16 protein-coding genes are annotated in these 16,857 nt (G+C 73.0%); 7 read left to right on the forward strand and 9 right to left on the reverse strand.

All coding sequences use genetic code 11. From position 1 onward, the window contains the following. Positions 1-314 precede the first annotated feature (314 nt). From CTE05_RS16340 to cofD, 4 genes are read left to right on the forward strand one after another with little or no spacing between them, the layout of a single operon-like run. Entirely contained in the window at positions 315-1,298 is a 984-nt protein-coding gene (locus CTE05_RS16340) for a putative F420-0 ABC transporter substrate-binding protein (protein WP_146847376.1), read from the forward strand. Beyond that, a complete protein-coding gene (locus CTE05_RS16345; RefSeq protein WP_146847377.1) occupies positions 1,295-2,314 on the forward strand; it encodes a putative F420-0 ABC transporter permease subunit in 1,020 nt (339 codons plus the stop codon). The genes CTE05_RS16340 and CTE05_RS16345 overlap by 4 nt, the downstream gene beginning before the upstream one ends. Further along, positions 2,305-3,075 (forward strand): putative F420-0 ABC transporter ATP-binding protein, encoded by a 771-nt coding sequence (locus CTE05_RS16350; RefSeq protein WP_146847378.1) that lies wholly within the window; start codon positions 2,305-2,307, stop codon positions 3,073-3,075. Before CTE05_RS16345 ends, CTE05_RS16350 begins: the two co-directional genes overlap by 10 nt. Beyond that, positions 3,072-4,028: a 2-phospho-L-lactate transferase gene (gene cofD, locus CTE05_RS16355; RefSeq protein WP_146847379.1), complete on the forward strand. Its 957-nt coding sequence runs from the start codon at positions 3,072-3,074 to the stop codon at positions 4,026-4,028. The genes CTE05_RS16350 and cofD overlap by 4 nt, the downstream gene beginning before the upstream one ends. On the opposite strand, the gene CTE05_RS16360 is transcribed toward cofD, so the two are convergent. Both CTE05_RS16360 and cofC read right to left on the reverse strand, forming a co-directional pair. Beyond that, on the reverse strand, positions 4,025-5,074 hold the full coding sequence (locus tag CTE05_RS16360) for a zinc-binding metallopeptidase family protein (RefSeq protein ID WP_281286194.1): 1,050 nt from the start codon (positions 5,072-5,074) through the stop codon (positions 4,025-4,027). The genes cofD and CTE05_RS16360 overlap by 4 nt on opposite strands. A 9-nt stretch (positions 5,075-5,083) precedes the next feature. Further along, positions 5,084-5,686, reverse strand: a complete 603-nt coding sequence (gene cofC, locus CTE05_RS16365; protein WP_146847380.1) for a 2-phospho-L-lactate guanylyltransferase — start codon at positions 5,684-5,686, stop codon at positions 5,084-5,086. 36 nt (positions 5,687-5,722) lie between these two features. On the opposite strand from cofC, the gene CTE05_RS16370 reads away from it, so the two are divergent. Beyond that, positions 5,723-6,301 carry an HhH-GPD-type base excision DNA repair protein gene (locus tag CTE05_RS16370; RefSeq protein WP_146847381.1) on the forward strand — a complete coding sequence of 193 codons (579 nt, stop codon included), beginning with the start codon at positions 5,723-5,725 and terminating at the stop codon, positions 6,299-6,301. Between the two features lie 80 nt (positions 6,302-6,381). On the opposite strand, the gene CTE05_RS16375 is transcribed toward CTE05_RS16370, so the two are convergent. The 3 genes from CTE05_RS16375 to CTE05_RS16385 form a co-directional block, all read right to left on the reverse strand. Next, positions 6,382-7,059 (reverse strand): hypothetical protein, encoded by a 678-nt coding sequence (locus tag CTE05_RS16375; RefSeq protein WP_146847382.1) that lies wholly within the window; start codon positions 7,057-7,059, stop codon positions 6,382-6,384. Between the two features lie 95 nt (positions 7,060-7,154). Next, positions 7,155-8,102 (reverse strand): ABC transporter ATP-binding protein, encoded by a 948-nt coding sequence (locus CTE05_RS16380; RefSeq protein ID WP_146847383.1) that lies wholly within the window; start codon positions 8,100-8,102, stop codon positions 7,155-7,157. A gap of 483 nt (positions 8,103-8,585) precedes the next feature. Next, positions 8,586-8,780: a hypothetical protein gene (locus CTE05_RS16385; protein ID WP_146847384.1), complete on the reverse strand. Its 195-nt coding sequence runs from the start codon at positions 8,778-8,780 to the stop codon at positions 8,586-8,588. On the opposite strand from CTE05_RS16385, the gene CTE05_RS20360 reads away from it, so the two are divergent. After that, positions 8,764-9,015 (forward strand): hypothetical protein, encoded by a 252-nt coding sequence (locus tag CTE05_RS20360; protein WP_186814902.1) that lies wholly within the window; start codon positions 8,764-8,766, stop codon positions 9,013-9,015. The two genes, CTE05_RS16385 and CTE05_RS20360, sit on opposite strands and share 17 nt — an antisense overlap. 378 nt (positions 9,016-9,393) lie before the next feature. After that, positions 9,394-9,645: a helix-turn-helix domain-containing protein gene (locus CTE05_RS16390; RefSeq protein ID WP_186814903.1), complete on the forward strand. Its 252-nt coding sequence runs from the start codon at positions 9,394-9,396 to the stop codon at positions 9,643-9,645. Between the two features lie 121 nt (positions 9,646-9,766). Here CTE05_RS16390 and CTE05_RS16395 read toward each other — a convergent pair whose 3' ends face one another. The 4 genes from CTE05_RS16395 to CTE05_RS16410 all read right to left on the reverse strand — a co-directional run bounded on the left by CTE05_RS16395 (position 9,767) and on the right by CTE05_RS16410 (position 16,760). After that, on the reverse strand, positions 9,767-10,534 hold the full coding sequence (locus CTE05_RS16395) for a coenzyme F420-0:L-glutamate ligase (RefSeq protein ID WP_146847386.1): 768 nt from the start codon (positions 10,532-10,534) through the stop codon (positions 9,767-9,769). Then, on the reverse strand, positions 10,531-11,547 hold the full coding sequence (locus CTE05_RS16400) for a TIGR03557 family F420-dependent LLM class oxidoreductase (protein WP_146847387.1): 1,017 nt from the start codon (positions 11,545-11,547) through the stop codon (positions 10,531-10,533). Before CTE05_RS16400 ends, CTE05_RS16395 begins: the two co-directional genes overlap by 4 nt. A gap of 87 nt (positions 11,548-11,634) precedes the next feature. Continuing rightward, the gene (locus tag CTE05_RS16405) at positions 11,635-12,924 is read right to left on the reverse strand and encodes a M1 family metallopeptidase (RefSeq protein WP_222595501.1); all 1,290 of its coding nucleotides are present in this window, start codon (positions 12,922-12,924) and stop codon (positions 11,635-11,637) included. Beyond that, positions 12,921-16,760, reverse strand: coding sequence for a Pls/PosA family non-ribosomal peptide synthetase (locus tag CTE05_RS16410; protein WP_146847389.1), 3,840 nt, complete (start codon positions 16,758-16,760; stop codon positions 12,921-12,923). Before CTE05_RS16410 ends, CTE05_RS16405 begins: the two co-directional genes overlap by 4 nt. Positions 16,761-16,857 lie beyond the last annotated feature (97 nt).

Raw genomic sequence — 16,857 nt, forward strand, 5'->3', positions numbered from 1 at the left:
CGGCACGAGCGGGATCCGGGACCTCCCCGAGCCCCGGATCCCCGCTCCTACCGTTCTTCGAACATGCGTTCGATCCTAATCCTTGGTTTCGGCCACGGCAAGGCCACGGAGCCGATCCGCGCAGCACCCACGATCCCCACTTGCCGACACGCCACCCTCCAGGCCTACTCTGTGCCCGGAACCCGGCCGGCTGTGGCCGGGTCGCGCCGCCCGGACGTGGGCGGCCCTCCGGAGGTGCGACGTGCACCCCACCCCCGACGCCGAGCGACGTGCTCGCGCGCCCCCACCGCAGAGCCCCCGGAGCCCTCATCCCGATGCCCAGGATCCGTCCCGTCCTCCTGACCGCCGTCGCCGCACTGGCGCTCGCGGCGTGCTCCGCCCAGAGCGCCCCGGAAGCGGCACCGACCGGGACCGCGAGCGCCACGTTCGCCCCGGTCACGCTCGACAACTGCGGCACGGAGGTCACGATCACCGCGCCGCCGACGAAGGTCGTCACCATCAAGTCGACCGCCACGGAGATGCTCCTGGCGCTGGGCATGCAGGACGTGCTCATCGGCACCGCGTTCGCCGACGGCCCGGTCCCGGCGGAGTACGAGTCCGCCTACACGAGCGTCCCGGTGGTCTCGGACAAGGTCCCCGGACAGGAGGCGCTGCTCGCGCTGGAACCCGACTTCGTCTACGGCGGTTGGGAGTCCAACTTCTCCGCAGACGGCGCCGGCGACCGCGCGGCGCTGCACGACCTCGGGATCACCACGTACGTCTCCCCCGCGGCCTGCAAGGAGGAGGGCTACATGCCCGACCCGCTGACGTTCGAGGAGGTCGCGGACGAGATCCGGGAGGTCGCGACGATCTTCGGGGTACCCGAGCGGGCGGAGGAGCTCGTCGCGGAGCAGGAGGCCACGCTGGACGCGGTGCAGCAGCCGGCCGAGGAGACGACCGCGCTCTGGTACAGCTCCGGCACGGACACCCCGTACGTCGGGGCAGGCATCGGTGCGCCGCAGATGATCATGGACGCCGCGGGGCTGACCAACATCTTTGCGGACGTGCACGACACCTGGACGTCGGCCGGCTGGGAGCAGGTCGTGGCGGCGGACCCGGACGTGATCGTGCTCGTCGACGCCGCGTGGAACACCGCGGAGAAGAAGATCGGTCTGCTCGAGGCCAACCCGGCGACGAGCCAGCTCACGGCCGTGCGGGAGAAGCAGTATCTCGTCGTCCCGTTCGCGGCGGGCGAGGCCGGGGTCCGGAACGCCGACGCGGTCGCCTCGCTCAGCGACCAGCTGACCGAGCTGGGGTGAGACGCCGCACGCCCCTGACGCTGCTCGTCCTCGCGGGGCTGGCGGCGTTGGTCGTCACCGTCCTGGTCACGGTCACCATCGGTCCGGCGGACCTCGGCGTCGCGGAGGTCGCGCGGAGCATCGCGGGCCACCTCGGCCTGCCGGTCGAGGCCGTCCCGCGCCTGCACGACGCGATCGTGTGGGACCTGCGCCTCCCGCGCGTGCTCACGGCCGCGGCCGTGGGTGCCGGCCTCGCGATCGCGGGCGCGGTGATGCAGAGCCTGACCCGCAACCCGCTGGCCGACCCGTACCTGCTCGGCCTCTCCTCAGGTGCCTCGCTCGGGGCGGTCGCCGTGCTCGTCGTCGGTGTGAGCCTGCTGCTGCCGGTCGCCGCGTTCGCCGGGGCCCTGCTGGCCCTCGTCGCGACCCTGGCCCTCGCCCGCTCGGGCAGCACCCTGTCACCGGCGCGGACGGTCCTCGCCGGTCTCGCGGTGTCCCAGATGGCCGCGGCCGGGACGAGCTTCGTCATCTTCTGGAGCTCGACGGGCGACTCCTACCGCGAGATCCTCACCTGGCTCCTCGGCTCGCTGGCCGGCGCGACGTGGACGTCGGTCGCCATCGCGGGCATCGCCGTCGTCGTCGTCGGCGCGGTCCTGGTGCTCAGCGCGACGCGGCTCGACGCGTTCGCGTTCGGGGACACGTCGGCCGCGGCCCTCGGCATCGACGTCGACCGCACACGCTGGACGCTGATGACGGTCGTCGCGCTGCTCACCGGCGCGATGGTCGCGGTCAGCGGCGCCATCGGGTTCGTCGGCCTGATCCTGCCGCACGCGGTCTCGTCCCTGACCGGCCCCGCGCACCGCCGGCTGCTGCCCGTCGCCGCGCTGAGCGGTGCCGTGTTCCTGATCTGGGCGGACACGCTCGCGCGGACGGTCTTCGACCCGCGCGAGCTGCCCGTCGGGATCGTCACCGCCCTGATCGGCGTCCCGGTCTTCGCGTTCCTGCTGCGCCGCGGGAAGGGGTCGGCATGGACCTGACCCTCGACGGCGTCGGCACCCGCCTCGGCGGACGCTGGGTGGTGGACGGGATCGACGCGACCCCGCCGGCCGGTCACCTGACCGGGCTGCTCGGGCCGAACGGGGCGGGCAAGACCACGCTGCTGCGGCTGGTCGCCGGGCTGCTGCCGCCCGAGAAGGGCGCGGTGCTCGTCCGCGACACCCCGGTGCACGAGCTTCCGCGCAGGACGCGCGCGCGTCAGATCGCCCTGCTGGAGCAGGAGTCCACGAGCACCGTCCCGCTGACCGTCCGCGAGGTCGTGTCGCTGGGCCGGATCCCTTACCGGAGCCTGTGGGGCACCGACCCCGACGACGCAGCCGTCGACCGCGCGCTCGTGAGCGCGCAGGCAGACCACCTCGCGGAGCGTCCCTGGTCCTCGCTCTCCGGCGGAGAGCGCCAGCGTGTCCAGATCGCCCGGGCGCTGGCGCAGGAGCCTGAGCTCCTGCTCCTCGACGAGCCGACCAACCACCTCGACGTCAGCGCGCAGCTGAGCCTGCTGGCGTTCGTGCGGGACCTGGGCACGACGACGGTCGCCGCGCTGCACGACCTCAACCTCGCGGCCGCGTTCTGCGAGCACGTGCTCGTGCTCGCCGACGGGCACCTGGCCGCGGCAGGCCACCCGCGCGACGTCCTGACCCCGGACCTGCTGCGCACGGTCTACGGCGTCGAGGCCGACATCCTCGAGCACCCGCGCACCGGCCGACCAGTCATCGCGTTCCACGAGCCGACGAGGTCCGAATGAAGGTCACCGTCCTGTCCGGCGGCGTCGGCGGCGCCCGCTTCACCCGCGGCCTGCTGAGCCTCCTCGGCGAACGCGCCCACGTCACCGTCGTCGCCAACACGGGCGACGACCTGTGGCTGCACGGCGTCCGCGTCTGCCCCGACCTCGACACCCTGATGTACACGCTCGGCGGCGCCGTGCACGAGGAGCAGGGCTGGGGCCGACGCGACGAGACCCGGCGGACCAGCGACGACCTCGCCGCGTACGGGCTCGGCTGGGAGTGGTTCACGCTCGGCGACCTGGACCTCGCCACCCACCTGGCCCGGACCGAGCTGCTCCGCACCGGGCTGCCGTTGTCCCAGGTCACGGCCCGCCTCGCCGAACGCTGGGCACCCCGCGTGACGCTGCTGCCGATGACCGACGACGAGGTCGAGACGCACGTCGTCACCGCCGACGGTCAGGAGATCCACTTCGAGGAGTGGTGGGTGCGTCACCGGGCGACGCTCCCCGCAGCGCGGTTCGTGCAGACGAACCTGGCGACCGCCGCCCCCGCACCCGGCGTCCTCGCCGCCCTCACCGAGGCCGACGTGGTCGTCGTCCCGCCGTCCAACCCCGTCGTCTCCGTCGGGACCATCTTGGCGATCCCCGGCGTCCGCGACGCGCTGCGCACGTCGTCCGCTCCGGTGGTCGGCGTCAGCCCCGTGATCGGCGGAGCACCCGTGCGCGGGATGGCCGACGCGTGCCTGACGGCGATCGGCGTCGAGACCAGCGCCGTCGCCGTCGCGCGGCACTACGGCCGCCGGCCCGACGGGGTGCTCGACGCGTGGCTCGTCGACGAGCGCGACGCCGACGCGGCCGACGCCCTGCGGTCCGAGGGCTGGATCGCGGGCGCCGCGCCCACCCTCATGACCGACGTGCCGACGACCGCCCGCATCGCCGCCGACGCGCTCGCCCTGGTGGGCGCGCTGCCTTAGCCGAGCGGCTGCTCCACCCTCGACGCGGTGACGACCCGGTGCACGAAGTCGAGCTTGCGGGCCACCGGCGCCGCGATCGTGAACGGGTACAGGTCGCCCTTGCCCATCGCGCGGTTCACCCGGTTGAGGAACGTCGAGACGGGAAGCCAGTCGGCGAGGATCTCCACCATCGCCGCGTCCGCGTAGCTGGTCCGCGGGCGCACCTCCCCGTCGGCGATCTGCGGCACACCCTCCACCCGGATGCTCATGTTCCCGCCCGCCGCGGTCTGCAGCGTGCTGGTCAGGTGCAGGTAGTGGGCGAAGCACTCCGCGAAGTCCTCCCACGGGTGCATCGTCGCGTACTCGGAGATGAAGCTCTCCGCCCAGTCGTGCGGCGCACCCGTGCGGTAGTGCCGGGCGATCGCGTCGCGGTACGACGAGCGCTCGTCGCCGAAGATCGTCCGGCACTCGTCGATCCAGCCGGTCTGCTCGACGAGGATCCACTCGTAGTAGTGCCCGACCTCGTGCCGGAAGTGCCCGAGCATCGTCCGGTACGGCTCGCCCAGCCGGATCCGCAACGCCTCGCGGTGCGCGTCGAGCGACTCCGCCAGGTCGATCGTGACGATCCCGTTGGCGTGCCCGATGGTGACGCGCGCGCCGTGGGACCGGGACGACAGGAGGTCGAACCCGAGCCCGCCCGGCCGCTCGTACCAGGGGGTGATCGGCAGCCCGAGGTCCGCGAGCTGGACCAGCAGCCGGCGCTTGTCGCCCGACGCGGTCGCGAGCTTCTCCAGCGCCAGGGTGTCGTCGTTGCCCGGCCGCGTGCGGGTCAGCCGGCACGAGACGCACTGGCCGGAGCCGGAGTCCGCCGCCGTGAGCCAGTTGCAGTCCCACAGCCGGTTCGCGCACGGGAACCACCACGTGCCGTCGACGTCGCTGCCCTGCGTGGGCGCAGCCCGCATCGTCAGTGTCGGCGGGTGCAGGCCGAGCTCCAGGCCGCACCCGTCGCAGGACACGGACTCGATGAACGCCACGTTCGCGCAGCGGGGACAACGAAAGAGGCGCACGGGCCGACGCTAGAGCACCGCGCGCGTCGCCGGGCCGACGCCGAGCCGCGCCACCTCGATCAGGTCGTCGGGAACGTCCACGTCGCGCCGCACCGTGGACGTCGCGACGACCGCCAGACGCACGTGACCGGCCAGCTCGTGCGCGGCCGCGGACCCCGGACCGAACCGCGGTTGGAGCGCGACACCGGGCGACGCGGCGAGCAACGTCGTGCCCGTGCCGTCGGCGTCGGCCACGAACGCACGCTCGTGGGCGCTCGCCATGCTCAGCGCGTCCGCGAGATCGTCGGGCCGCAGCGCGGGCAGGTCGCCCAGCAGGACCGCGACACCGGCATCGGACCGCACCGCCCGGTCGATGCCCGCGCGGACCGCTCCGTTCAGTCCCCCACCGGGCTCGTCGACGAGGTCGACCGACCCCGCCAGCAGCGTCCGCAGCGGCACGTCCGCCGTCACGACGACCACCCGCACCACCTCGGTCGTCGCGACCGCCGCGGCGATCGTGTCGAGCGCCATCGCCCGGACCAGCCCTTCCCGCGCCGGCGTGGACAGCACCCCGGCCAGCCGCGTCTTCCCGTCGACCGCCGGCTTCACGGGCACCACCACGACCCATCGCACTGCCGCATCCTCCCCCACCTGCGAGAGGATGCCGACATGACCCTCTGGCTCACCGGCGACCCGACCGCCGACCAGCTCCTGACCGACGACCCGTTCGCCCTCCTCATCGGCATGCTCCTCGACCAGCAGGTCACCATGGAGTCCGCCTTCGCCGGCCCGGCGAAGATCGCGTCGCGCATGGACGGTCTCGACGTCCACCGCATCGCGGAGGCCGACCCGGAGACGTTCGCCGCCCTGTGCGCGACTCCCCCGGCGGTCCACCGCTACCCGGGCTCGATGGCCGGTCGCATCCAGGCCGTGGCCGCCGCCGTCGTCGAGGACTACGACGGCGACGTCACCCGGCTGTGGACCGACGGCGACCCCGACGGCAAGACCGTCCTGAAGCGGCTCAAGACACTGCCCGGCTTCGGCGACCAGAAGGCCCGGATCTTCCTCGCGCTCCTCGGCAAGCAGCGCGGCGTCCAGCCCGCGGGCTGGGCCGAGGCCGCCGGCGCCTACGGGGAACCCGGTGCGCGCCGCTCGATCGCCGACGTCACCGACCCGACGTCCCTGAGCGAGGTGCGGGCGACCAAGCAGGCCGCCAAGGCTGCCGCCAAGGCTGCAGCGGGCTCCTGAGCATCCTTCCGACCGACTGGCTCGTCGACCTCCCGCCACCGACGCGGCCACTAGCCCTGGCGGTTCCGGCACCGCCGCCGTCAGCGGACCTCCCATCGCGTCTGCAGCCAACAACCGACGACCAGCGGGACCACGTACCAGATGCCCGCCGAGGTGACGGCCGCGAGCGAGAGGCTCTCCTCGCCGAGCAGCCAGGTGGCGGACGTCTCGCTGGTGAACCAACGGGCGACGTCACCGAGGGCGACCCTCAGGGCGAGGTCGGCGACGAGTGACGCCACGATCGTGAACACCAGGGCAACCGGCGTCGACCGCAGCAGCGCTCCCCACGCCAGCCCGAAGAGCGTCGCCGTGAGGACAGACACGTACGCGAGGCGTATCTCCTCGCCCACCCCCGCGGCGGTCACGGACCCACCTCGTGCGGCGAGGGCGACGGCCGTGATCGAGAGGCACACGACGAGGAGCACGGTGACGGTCGCGAGCGAGACGACAAGGGCAGCGGCGACCTTCGCGGCGAGCACCCGCGACCGCCGAGGCACGAGCCGGAACGTGGTCACGGCCGTCCGCTGTCCCCACTCGGACGTCATGACCAGGACACCGATGACCGGGAAACCTGCCACGAGGAGAGTCGCGGGCAGTGCGGCTGTAGCGAGTGACGCGTCCGGGTCGTTGACCAGGGCGAGAACCAGGATGAGCGCCCCGATGACGATGAACGTCCCCAGGACTGCCCTCGCCGCACGCGTGTCCACGGACTTGCGCATCTCGACCGCGACCAGTCTCCCGAACGGGATCGGCGTGTCCCGACTCAACGCGTCGTCAGTCACAGACCGCGATGCACCGACACTGACGTCCGCCGTCACGACGAGGTCCTTTCAGGAGCAGGTGCTGGCGCCGTGCTCGGGATGCCGACCGGTTCGAGCCCGTCGGGAGCCGCGAACTCGCCTCGCGTGTTGTCGAGCACGAACGACGCCAGTCTGGCCCGCTCCTCTCGCAGCTCGACGAGCGCGACGGCCGCAGACAGGGCAACACGCCCCACGAGGTCCGGAGCCGCGGCGGTCGTGACCCCATGAGGCGTGGTCGTGGCGGGGCAGCCAGCCGCCTCCAGCGCGCGGACCAGCGCCACGTCGTCCGCGGAGCGAACCACCGTCAGGGGCGCGCCGAGCGCGCGCGGATCGGCCTCGACGACGACGCGCCCGCGGTCGATGACGACGACCCGGTCCGCCAGATCCTCGATCTCGCCGATGAGATGCGTGGAGATCAGCACGCCTGCGCCGTCGTCCGCGATGAGGCGCAGCAGGGACTTCACCCATCCGATGCCCTCGGTGTCGAGGCCGTTCATCGGCTCGTCCAGGACCAGGTAGCGGGGGGAGCCGACGCACGCGATCGCCAGCCCGAGCCGCTGGCGCATGCCGAGCGACAGTGCCCCTGCACGACGTCGAGCGACGGACGAGAGGCCTACTCGCGACAACCACTCGTCACCCGTCGACCGTGCCAGCCCCATCGTCTGTGTCGCGATGGACATCGTCTCCCGAACGCTCCGTCCGTCGTGGACGGCACTGGCGTCGAGCAGCGCACCGAGCCGCAGTCCAGGGTTGTGGTAGGCCGCGACGGGCGTGCCGTCGAGGATCGCCTGCCCCCGGTCCGGTCTCGACAGCCCGACGAGCATCCGCATCGTCGTCGACTTCCCCGATCCGTTCGGGCCGAGGAATCCCGTGATCTCACCGCCCCGAACGGTGAACGAGACATCGTCCGCCGCGAGCCGCCCTCCATAGCTCTTGGTCAGCCCGTGTGCGACGAGCCCCACCGATGCCGGACTCTCGCTCCCTACCTGCACACGCACCCGTACCCACCCCTGTCTGCTTGCCGCCCCTCAGGGCGCCGGCAACTGATCGTCGGCCCTTCTCGCCGCCCTGCTCCGTGCTCAGGTGAGGCGTACAACACCCAGCACCGCCGTGAGCACGAAGAGCACGACGGGGAGAACCGTCGCTCTTCCCACCCGACGCCGGATCCCGACGACCACGGCCGCGCCGAACGGAACCAGGGACGCGAGCCCTACCAACATCGCCACGAGCTCACCGCCTGAGAACCGCCCCACGACGAGCGACGCGAGGAGCAGGAGCAACCCGATGCCTGTCAATGCCGAGACGTCGGAGTCTCGCCGTCCCGGACGGGCGGTCGACGAGTCCTCGACGCCATGGTCGTCACTCTGCACGTCTGAATCCCTTCACAAGCAGCGGCACTCGGGCTCGACCGCAACTCTCCGGTCGAGCCCGAGCGCGTCACGCCACTAGAGACCGATGAGGTTGCGGATCTCCTGGTAGATGTCGTAGATGGTCACGCCCGTCATGAGGTTCTTGATCCACTGCGGGACCGAGTTCTCCCACCAGGACTTGAACGCCCGGTATCCGGCCTTCACCTTCTCGACCGCCGCGTTCCACAGCTTGGGGATCGCCTTGATGGCCTTGATGATTGCGCTTGCCACGCCAAGCGTCGTCGAGCTCCCGCCGACGGCACCCGGCGCAGAAGGCCCGGGAACCTGGAGGGGGACGGCGCTGCCTGCCGCGAAGGCGGAAACGGAAGCGGCCGGCGCACCGACTGACGTCGACGTGGAACTGCTCACGCTCGAACCGACGGACGACGGCGATGCCACCGATGCGGTGGCCGCGATCCCCGTGATGCCCATGGCACCGACCAGGGCTGACGCCGTGATCCGGTAGAAGCGCCTTCTGTACGCTGTCATCTCACACTTCTCTCTGGGTTGTGTGAAGGGCGCGGCGACGCCGCACCGGAACCGCGTCGGGCATGCCAGTGCCCGGCGCGGTTCGTCATGACCGGACGAGTGCACGTCCGGTGCCGGGCACCTGACCCGGCGGGACCGAGGCTTCTGCATCGCAGAGCAGCAGGTCAAGGGCATGCGCGATCACTGAATATCCGATACGTCGGGTACCGGACATCGGACGTCGGGCTCGCGCACCGCAGCCGGCTGACGGCGGCGATGCCTGTTGACTGCCGCCCCCTGGCGCGGTGCCGGGCTGCTAGCGTGCCGCCGGTCGGATGCCTCAGGGGGCTCAATGCACATCACCGCCGTTCAACTCATGACATTGGTCGCGGTGGCGGATCTCGGCTCGATGATCGCGGCGGCACGGTCGCTCGGGTACGCGCCGAGCACCATCAGCGCGCACATCAGCGCGGTCGAGCGCCACGTCGGGACGCCCGTCGTCGCGCGCACCGCGGACGGCACCCGGTTGACACCGGCCGGTCGGCAGGCCGTCGCGGTAGCCCGCATGATCGTGGGCCTGTACGACTACCTCGACGACCTGGACGTCACGGCGTCGTCGCGGCTCTGACCGAGTTCTCCGTTGGGAGGCGGATCGGACGCGATCTCACGAACACCCGCTCTGAACCCGCGGCGACGTGCGCGCCTCCTGTGCGGGCTGCCGTGGTCCGCTGCAGCGACAGCCGGCACGGTCAGGACTGCTCCCGCAGCGCGTCCTTCCAGCCCTGCGAGTACGCCTCGGCGCTGCCCTGCGCGAACATGTCCTCGGCACCGAGCCGCACGAGCGCCCGCGCACCGGGGCCGTCGTCGTCGGTGACGAGGTGGCCGAGGCCTCGGACGACGGCGAGCGGTCGCCCCTCGGCCTTGCCCTTGACCAGCTCACCGGCGGACGCGATCTCGTCGGCGACGGCGGCCTGCGTCATGACGAGGGGGCGGCCGAACGAGTCGACCTGTCCGCGCAGGTCGTCGAGGACGACGAGCCCGGCGGCGCCGATCGCGATGTCGGTGACGCCCTGCCGCCAGGGCCGTCCGGCGGTGTCGGTGACGACGACGCCGATCCGGACGCCGAAGGCCGCGGAGAGGCCGGCACGCAGTGCCCGAGCGGACGCGTCCGGGTCGACGGGGAGCAGCAGGACTGTCCCCTCGGGGGTGTTCGACGCGTCGACGCCGGCGGCGGCCATGACGAGGCCCAGCCGGTTCTCGACGATCCTCGTCACCCCGGAGGCGTGCTCACGGGTGGCCACGACCCGCACGGTCTCGTCGGTGATGGCCTGCTCGCGGTCGTCGGCGGAGACGACCCGTCCCTCCGCCTTCGAGACGACCTTCGACGTCAGCACGAGGACGTCACCGTCGACGAGCGGGTCGTCGGCGAGCAACGTCACCAGCAGCGCCACCAGGTCGTCGCCGGGTGCGATCTCCGGGAGCCCGTCGGGTGCCCAGACCTCGAGGCGGGTGCTCATCGCACGAGCTTGGGCAGCACGTCCGCCCCGAACGTCTCGATCCACTCGCGCTGGTTGCGCCCGACGTTGTGCAGGTAGATGCGGTCGAACCCGAGGTCGACGTACTTCTGGATCTCGGCGCGGTGCTTGTCGGGGTCCGCGGAGATGACCATGCGGCCCTCGAAGTCCTCGGGTCGCACCAGCTTGGCCATCTGCTCGAAGTCGAACGGGGAGCGGATGTCGGCCTTCGGGAACTTCATGCCGCCGTTGGGCCACTCGTGCATGGCGTGCGCGAGGGCGAGCTCGTCGGTCTCCGCCCAGGACAGGTGGAGCTGGAGGACCTTCGGCATCGTGTCGGGGTCCTTGCCGGCCTCGCGCGCACCCTCGTCGAACTTGCCGAACAGGCCGGAGATCTTCTCCAGCGGTGCGCCGACGGTGATGAGCCCGTCGGCGTGCCGGCCGGCGCGCTTGGCCGTGACCGGGCCGGCGGTGGCGACGAGGATCTCCGGGGCGACCTCGGGCATGGTCCACAACCGGGTGGACTCCACCTTGTAGAACTGCCCGGCGTGCTTGACGTCCTTGCCGGCGATCGAGGCGGTGAACAGCTTCTTGATGATCTCGATGGCCTCGAACATGCGGTTGATCCGCTCGGGGGCCTCGGGCCAGTAGTTCGCGACGATGTGCTCGTTGAGCGCCTCGCCGGAGCCGAGCCCGAGCCAGTGGCGCCCGGGGTACATCGCGGCGAGCGTGGCCGACGCCTGCGCGACCATCGCGGGGTGCCAGCGGAAGGTCGGGGCGGTCACGCCGGGGCCGATGTCACCGGTGGTGCGCTCGCCGAGGGCGGTCAGCACGTTCCAGACGAACGCGGCCTGGCCCTGCGCGGGGACCCACGGCTGGTAGTGGTCGGCGGCCATCACACCGGAGAACCCGTGGGCCTCCGCGTGGACGGACAGCTCGACCGCCTCGGTCGGGTGGAACTGCTCGAGCATCGCCGCGTACCCGACCGTGAGGCCGTCCGCCGTGACCTGTGCCATCTACTGACTCCTGTGAGCGCGGGGTACGCGGTGCTCCGCGAGATCGTCCCCGAATCACCCTAACCGCGGGACCAGGCCGAATGATCCCTACGGCAGCGCCGGCAGGGCCGCCCGGTAGACCCACGACTCGACGAGGAGCGCGACCGGGGTGCCGGCCACCTCGGACGCGCACGCGACGAGCTGCTCCGTGCTGACCGTCCCGTGCCGGTAGCGCGCGGTCCACGTGCGCAGGATCTGGAAGAACACGTCGTCCCCCACGGTGAGGCGCAGGGCGTGCAGGGTCAGCGCACCGCGCTTGTAGAGACGGTCGTCGAACATCGCCGCCGCGCCGGGATCCCCGATGACCAGGTCCTGCGGCAGGATCATCAAGCGCGCGTGCGCCGAGCGCGCGTGGCGGTGCGCCGTCCAGCCGCCCGACGCCTCCGACCACAGCCACTCGGCGTAGCAGGCGAAGCCCTCGTGCAGCCAGATGTCCCGCCACCGCCCAACGGTCAGGCTGTTGCCGAACCACTGGTGCGCCAGCTCGTGCGCCACCAGCCGTTCCGACCCGCGCCGTCCGTCCATGTGGTTGGCGCCGAACACGGAGAGCCCCTGCGCCTCCAGCGGGATCTCGAGATCGTCGTCGGTGACGACGACCGTGTACGGGGCGGCGAACGGGTAGGGCCCGAAGCGCTCCTCGAAGAGCGCCATCATCTCGGGCTGAGGAGCGAGGTCGTGCTCCGCCGCCTGCTGCAGCCGCGGGGGGACGAGCAGCTGGGTGCCGTGCTCCAAGCGCTGGTAGCGGCCGATCTGCAGCGTGGCGAGGTACGGCGCCATGGGCTCGGCCTGGTCGTAGGCCCACCGGACGCGCCCAGCCCTGGGCGCGCGCGAGACGAGCCGCCCGTTGGCGAGCACCTCGTACCCGGCCTCCGCGGTGACGACCACGGAGAAGGTGGCCTTGTCCGCGGGGCTGTCGTGGCACGGGAACCAGGTCGGTGCGCCGTCGGGCTGGCCGGCCACGATGAGCCCGTCCTCCAGCTCCTCCCACCCGACCTCGCCCCACGGTCCGCGGGCGGGTCCCGGCTGTCCGCCGTAACGGACCTCGAGGACGAGCGACGTCCCGACGAGCACGGCACGGCCGAGCCGGACGGTGAGCCGGCCGTCGCGGTGCGACCACCGTTCGGGCCGCCTCCCGTCGACCAGCACCTGGCTGACGCGCAGCCCACGCAGGGACAGCGACACCCGGTCGACCACGCTCGACGCCCGGGCGTGCACGACGGCGCGGGCGTCGAGCCTGTTCGTGGCCACGCGGTAGTCGAGCTCCAGCTCGTACCGGTCCACCGAGAGGCCACCGTCCGGGCGACCGGGCAGGTAGGGGTCCTCCGGCGGCTGCGTCACGCCGGGGACACCGGGTTCCCCGTCCAGCGGGACCCGGCGGGGATGGTGTCGCCGCGCAGCACGAGCGACGCCGGCCCGACGCGGGCCCCGTCGTCGAGGCTCGCCGCGGGCAGCACCACCCCGTGCGGGCCCAGGCTCGCGCCGCGTCCGAGCTCGACTGTGTCCATGCTCATGACCCGATCATGGAACAAGTGTGTCTGCAGCACGCACCCACGGTTCACGGTGGCGGCGTCGCCGAGCGTCACCAGGTCGGCCTCGGGCAGCCAGTAGGTCTCGCACCAGACGCCGCGGCCGATGCGCGCACCGAGCGTCCGCAACCAGACGGTCAGCGCGGGCGAGCCGTTCGTGGCCGGACCCAACCACGGGACCGCGACGACCTCCAGGAACGTGTCGGCAAGCTCGTTGCGCCAGATGAACGAGCTCCACAGCGGGTGGTCGCCCGGCCGGAGGCGTCCGACGAGGAGCCACTTCGCGGCGGTCGCGAGGGCGCAGGCGACTGCGGCAGCACCGAGCACGACGACCGGGGACAGCGCTGCTGCGACACCGAGCCCCCACGCGTCGAAGGCGGCCTGGAGCGCGAGCAGGACGACGACGCCGAGACCGAACGTGCAGATCACGGGCACGATCCGGCAGAGCTCCACGAGCGCGCGTGCGATCCGCAGCCGCGTCGGGGGCGCGAACGTGCGCGCGTCGTCGGACTCCCCCGCCACCCGGCGCAGCTTCACCGGCGGTGACCCGAGCCAGCTGGTGCCCGCCCGCGCGTCCTCCGGCGTGGCGGACAGGACGGCGACGAGGCCCCGCTTCGGCACCGCGCGGCCGGGCGCGATCATCCCCGAGTTGCCGAGGAACGCCCGCTTGCCCACCTTGCTGCGCTCCACCCGGAGCCAGCCGTGCCCGAGCTCGTAGGAGCCGATGAGCGTGTCGTCGGCGAGGAACGCCCCGTCCCCGACCGTCGTGAGGGTCGGGAGCATGAGAGCCGTCGACGCTTCGACGTCCTTGCCGATGTCGGCCCCGAGCGCCCGCAGCCACACCGGTGTCGCCATGCTGGAGTAGAGCGGGAACAGCGTGGTGCGGGCGTCGTCCATGAGCCGCAGCGTCGCCCACACCTGCCAGCCCGCCCGGCTGCGCACGGCGTGGTACCCCTCGCGGAAGCCGAGCCCGAGCAGCCGCACGGACACGAGCGTCACCACAGCGAGCACGACGACCATCGTGACCGCGCCGAGCGGGACGGCCCGCAGGGCGTCGACGGCCGCCTCGGACCGCGTCGTCGCGTCTCGGAGCCCGATCCCGACCACGAGCAGCCCGCACGCCGCTGCCACCACCGGCAGGGCCGCGAGCGCCGCGGCCGTCGCACCGTAGGCGGCCACCCAGCGCCGGCCGCGGGGTGCCTTGTCGCGCGGCCAGTGGCGACGCGCCGGCCCGTCGAACACCGCGGGCGACCCCACCCACAGCTCGCCGGGCGGTACGGAGTCGAGCACGGCGGACCCGGGTGCGACCTCGGCCCAGGCACCGACGCGGGTGCCGGGCGCCAGCGTGCTGCGCGTCCCGACGGTCGCCCGCTTGTCGATCCGCACCCGGCCGACTCGCAGCACGTCGCCGTCCAGCCAGTGCCCGCGCAGGTCGACCTCCGGCTCGACCGCGCAGCCGTTGCCGAGCGTGAGCAAGCCGGTGACCGGCGGCAGAGCGTGCAGGTCGACGTCGCGGCCGATGGTCGCGCCGAGCGCGCGCGCGTACTGCGCGGTCCACGGAGCGCAGGACAGGTTCTCCGCACCCGCCGCCGCGGCCCACGACTCGGTGAACCAGAGCCGTAGGTGCACCGCCCCGCCGCGCGGGTACCGGCCGGGCGTCAGGCCACGCAGGAGCGTCCGGGCGACGACGACGGTGGTCCCCATGCGCCCGAGCGGGCTGATGAGCACGAGCCACCCGAGCGCCACCCACCACCAGACGCCGAGCACGACGGGCACCCAGGGCGCTCCGGTCGTCGCGACGAGCACCGCGTCCGCCGCCAGCAGCCAGGTCAGCCACCGCAGCCCGACGAGCGCGGCGAGCGGCAGCGCGAGCACCGTCTGGACGAGCTGTGCCCGGAGCGGGGTCGGCAGGACGACCCGCGCCTCGGCTGCGACCGTCGGCTCGAACTCGTCGAGCCGGCGCGCCAGGTCCCCGATCCGCGGATACTCGTAGACGTCCGCGACGGTCACGGTGGGGAACCGCTCCCGCAGGGCGCTCACCAGCTGCGCAGCCACCAGGCTCCCCCCACCGGACGCGAAGAAGTCGTCGCGGGGGCCGGCGACGGCGACACCGAGCGCCGCGGTCCAGCGCTCCGCCACCCACGCACCCGTCGCGGTCAGCCCGACAGCTGGCGCGGACTCCTCGTCGGGACGTGCGAGCGGCCACGGGAGCGCGTCGCGGTCCACCTTTCCGGAGCCCCGGGTCGGGATCGACTCCACGGGGGCGAGCAGCGGGACCAGCGCGGCCGGGAGCATGCCGGTGAGGCGGTGGCGGGCGTCGGCGAGGTCCAGCTCGATCCCGGGCTCGGGGACGAGGTAGCCGACGAGGACCGAAGTGCCGGCCGGTGTCCTGCGTACGGCGGCGGCGGCTCCGGCGACCCCCGGCAGCCCGAGCAGGGCGGAGTCGACCTCGCCCAGCTCGATGCGCCGGCCGCCCACCTTGACCTGGTCGTCGGCGCGCCCGACGAAGACCAGCCCCTCGGGCTCGTACCGGACGAGGTCGCCGCTGCGGTACGCCCGCTGCCACCCGAGGCCCTCGGCGGGCGCGTACTTCTCGGCGTCCTTGGCCGGGTCGAGGTACCGCGCGAGCCCGACACCGCCGATGATGAGCTCGCCGAGCCCACCCTCCTCGACCGGCGAACCGTCGGGGGCCACGACCGCGAGGTCCCAGCCGTCGAGCGCGTGCCCGATGCGCACGGGCCCGTCGCCGGTGAGCAGCGCCGCGCACGCGACGACGGTCGCCTCCGTGGGTCCGTACGTGTTCCAGACCTCCCGCCGGTCCCCGACCAGCCGCGCGACGAGCTCGGGCGGGCACGCCTCGCCGCCGAAGATGAGGAGCCGGACGCCCGCCAGCTCCTCGGCGCGCCACAGCCCGGCCAGCGTCGGTACCGTCGAGATGACCGTGATGCCCTGCGCGACGAGCCACGGACCGAGATCCATGCCGGTGCGCACGAGCGCACGAGGTGCCGGGACCAGGCAGGCCCCGTGCCCCCAGGCGAGCCACATCTCCTCGCAGCTGGCGTCGAAGGCCACGGACAGGCCGGCGAGCACCCGGTCGCCCGGGCCGAGCGGTGCCGCCTGGAGGAAGAGGCGGGCCTCGGCGTCGACGAACGCGGCCGCCGACCGGTGCGTGACCGCGACCCCCTTGGGTGCACCGGTCGAGCCCGACGTGAAGATGATCCAGGCGTCGTCCTCCAGCGTCGGCCGGCGCGGCTCGGCGGTGCGGCGCAGGCCCGCGAGGTCGCCCTCGGTGAGCACCCGCGCCACCCTCGCCTCGCGGAAGACGGTCCGCGCGCGCTCGTCCGGGTCGTCCACGTCGACGGGCACGTACGCGGCGCCGGCGGCGAGGACCGCGAGGATCGCCGTGTAGAGCTCGGCCGTGCCCGACGGGATGCGCACCCCGACGCGGTCGCCCGGTCCGATGCCCGCACCTGCCAGGCCAGCCGCGGCCGCGCGGACGGCCACCAGCAGCTCGGCGTAGGTCAGGACCGTGCTGCCGTCGTCGATCGCGGGGGCGTCGCCGTGCGCCAGCGCCGTCGCCTCGAGGACGTCGACGAGGGTGCGCGGCGCGGGCGCGAGGTCGGCACGGAGGAACCCCTCGGCCGCCATCGCCAGCCTCCCCGTCCGATCGTGTGTTCCCGATCATGCGCTCACGACCCGGCGAGTGGCGATCCTCGCACCCGGGGCGCGCCGGTCCGCGCCCGGA

The organism is Cellulomonas terrae, from assembly GCF_007990265.1.
In the GTDB taxonomy this organism is placed as follows: Bacteria; Actinomycetota; Actinomycetes; order Actinomycetales; family Cellulomonadaceae; genus Cellulomonas; species Cellulomonas terrae.

Bases quoted from the DNA above. Each gene is read 5' to 3' on its own strand.
- CTE05_RS16340 (WP_146847376.1), top strand. From the start codon at position 315: ATGCCCAGGATCCGTCCCGTCCTCCTGACCGCCGTCGCCGCACTGGCG.
- CTE05_RS16350 (WP_146847378.1), top strand. From the start codon at position 2,305: ATGGACCTGACCCTCGACGGCGTCGGCACCCGCCTCGGCGGACGCTGG.
- cofD (WP_146847379.1), top strand. From the start codon at position 3,072: ATGAAGGTCACCGTCCTGTCCGGCGGCGTCGGCGGCGCCCGCTTCACC.
- CTE05_RS16370 (WP_146847381.1), top strand. From the start codon at position 5,723: ATGACCCTCTGGCTCACCGGCGACCCGACCGCCGACCAGCTCCTGACC.
- CTE05_RS16375 (WP_146847382.1), bottom strand. From the start codon at position 7,059: ATGCGCAAGTCCGTGGACACGCGTGCGGCGAGGGCAGTCCTGGGGACG.
- CTE05_RS20360 (WP_186814902.1), top strand. From the start codon at position 8,764: ATGATTGCGCTTGCCACGCCAAGCGTCGTCGAGCTCCCGCCGACGGCA.
- CTE05_RS16390 (WP_186814903.1), top strand. From the start codon at position 9,394: ATGACATTGGTCGCGGTGGCGGATCTCGGCTCGATGATCGCGGCGGCA.
- CTE05_RS16395 (WP_146847386.1), bottom strand. From the start codon at position 10,534: ATGAGCACCCGCCTCGAGGTCTGGGCACCCGACGGGCTCCCGGAGATC.
- CTE05_RS16400 (WP_146847387.1), bottom strand. From the start codon at position 11,547: ATGGCACAGGTCACGGCGGACGGCCTCACGGTCGGGTACGCGGCGATG.
- CTE05_RS16410 (WP_146847389.1), bottom strand. From the start codon at position 16,760: ATGGCGGCCGAGGGGTTCCTCCGTGCCGACCTCGCGCCCGCGCCGCGC.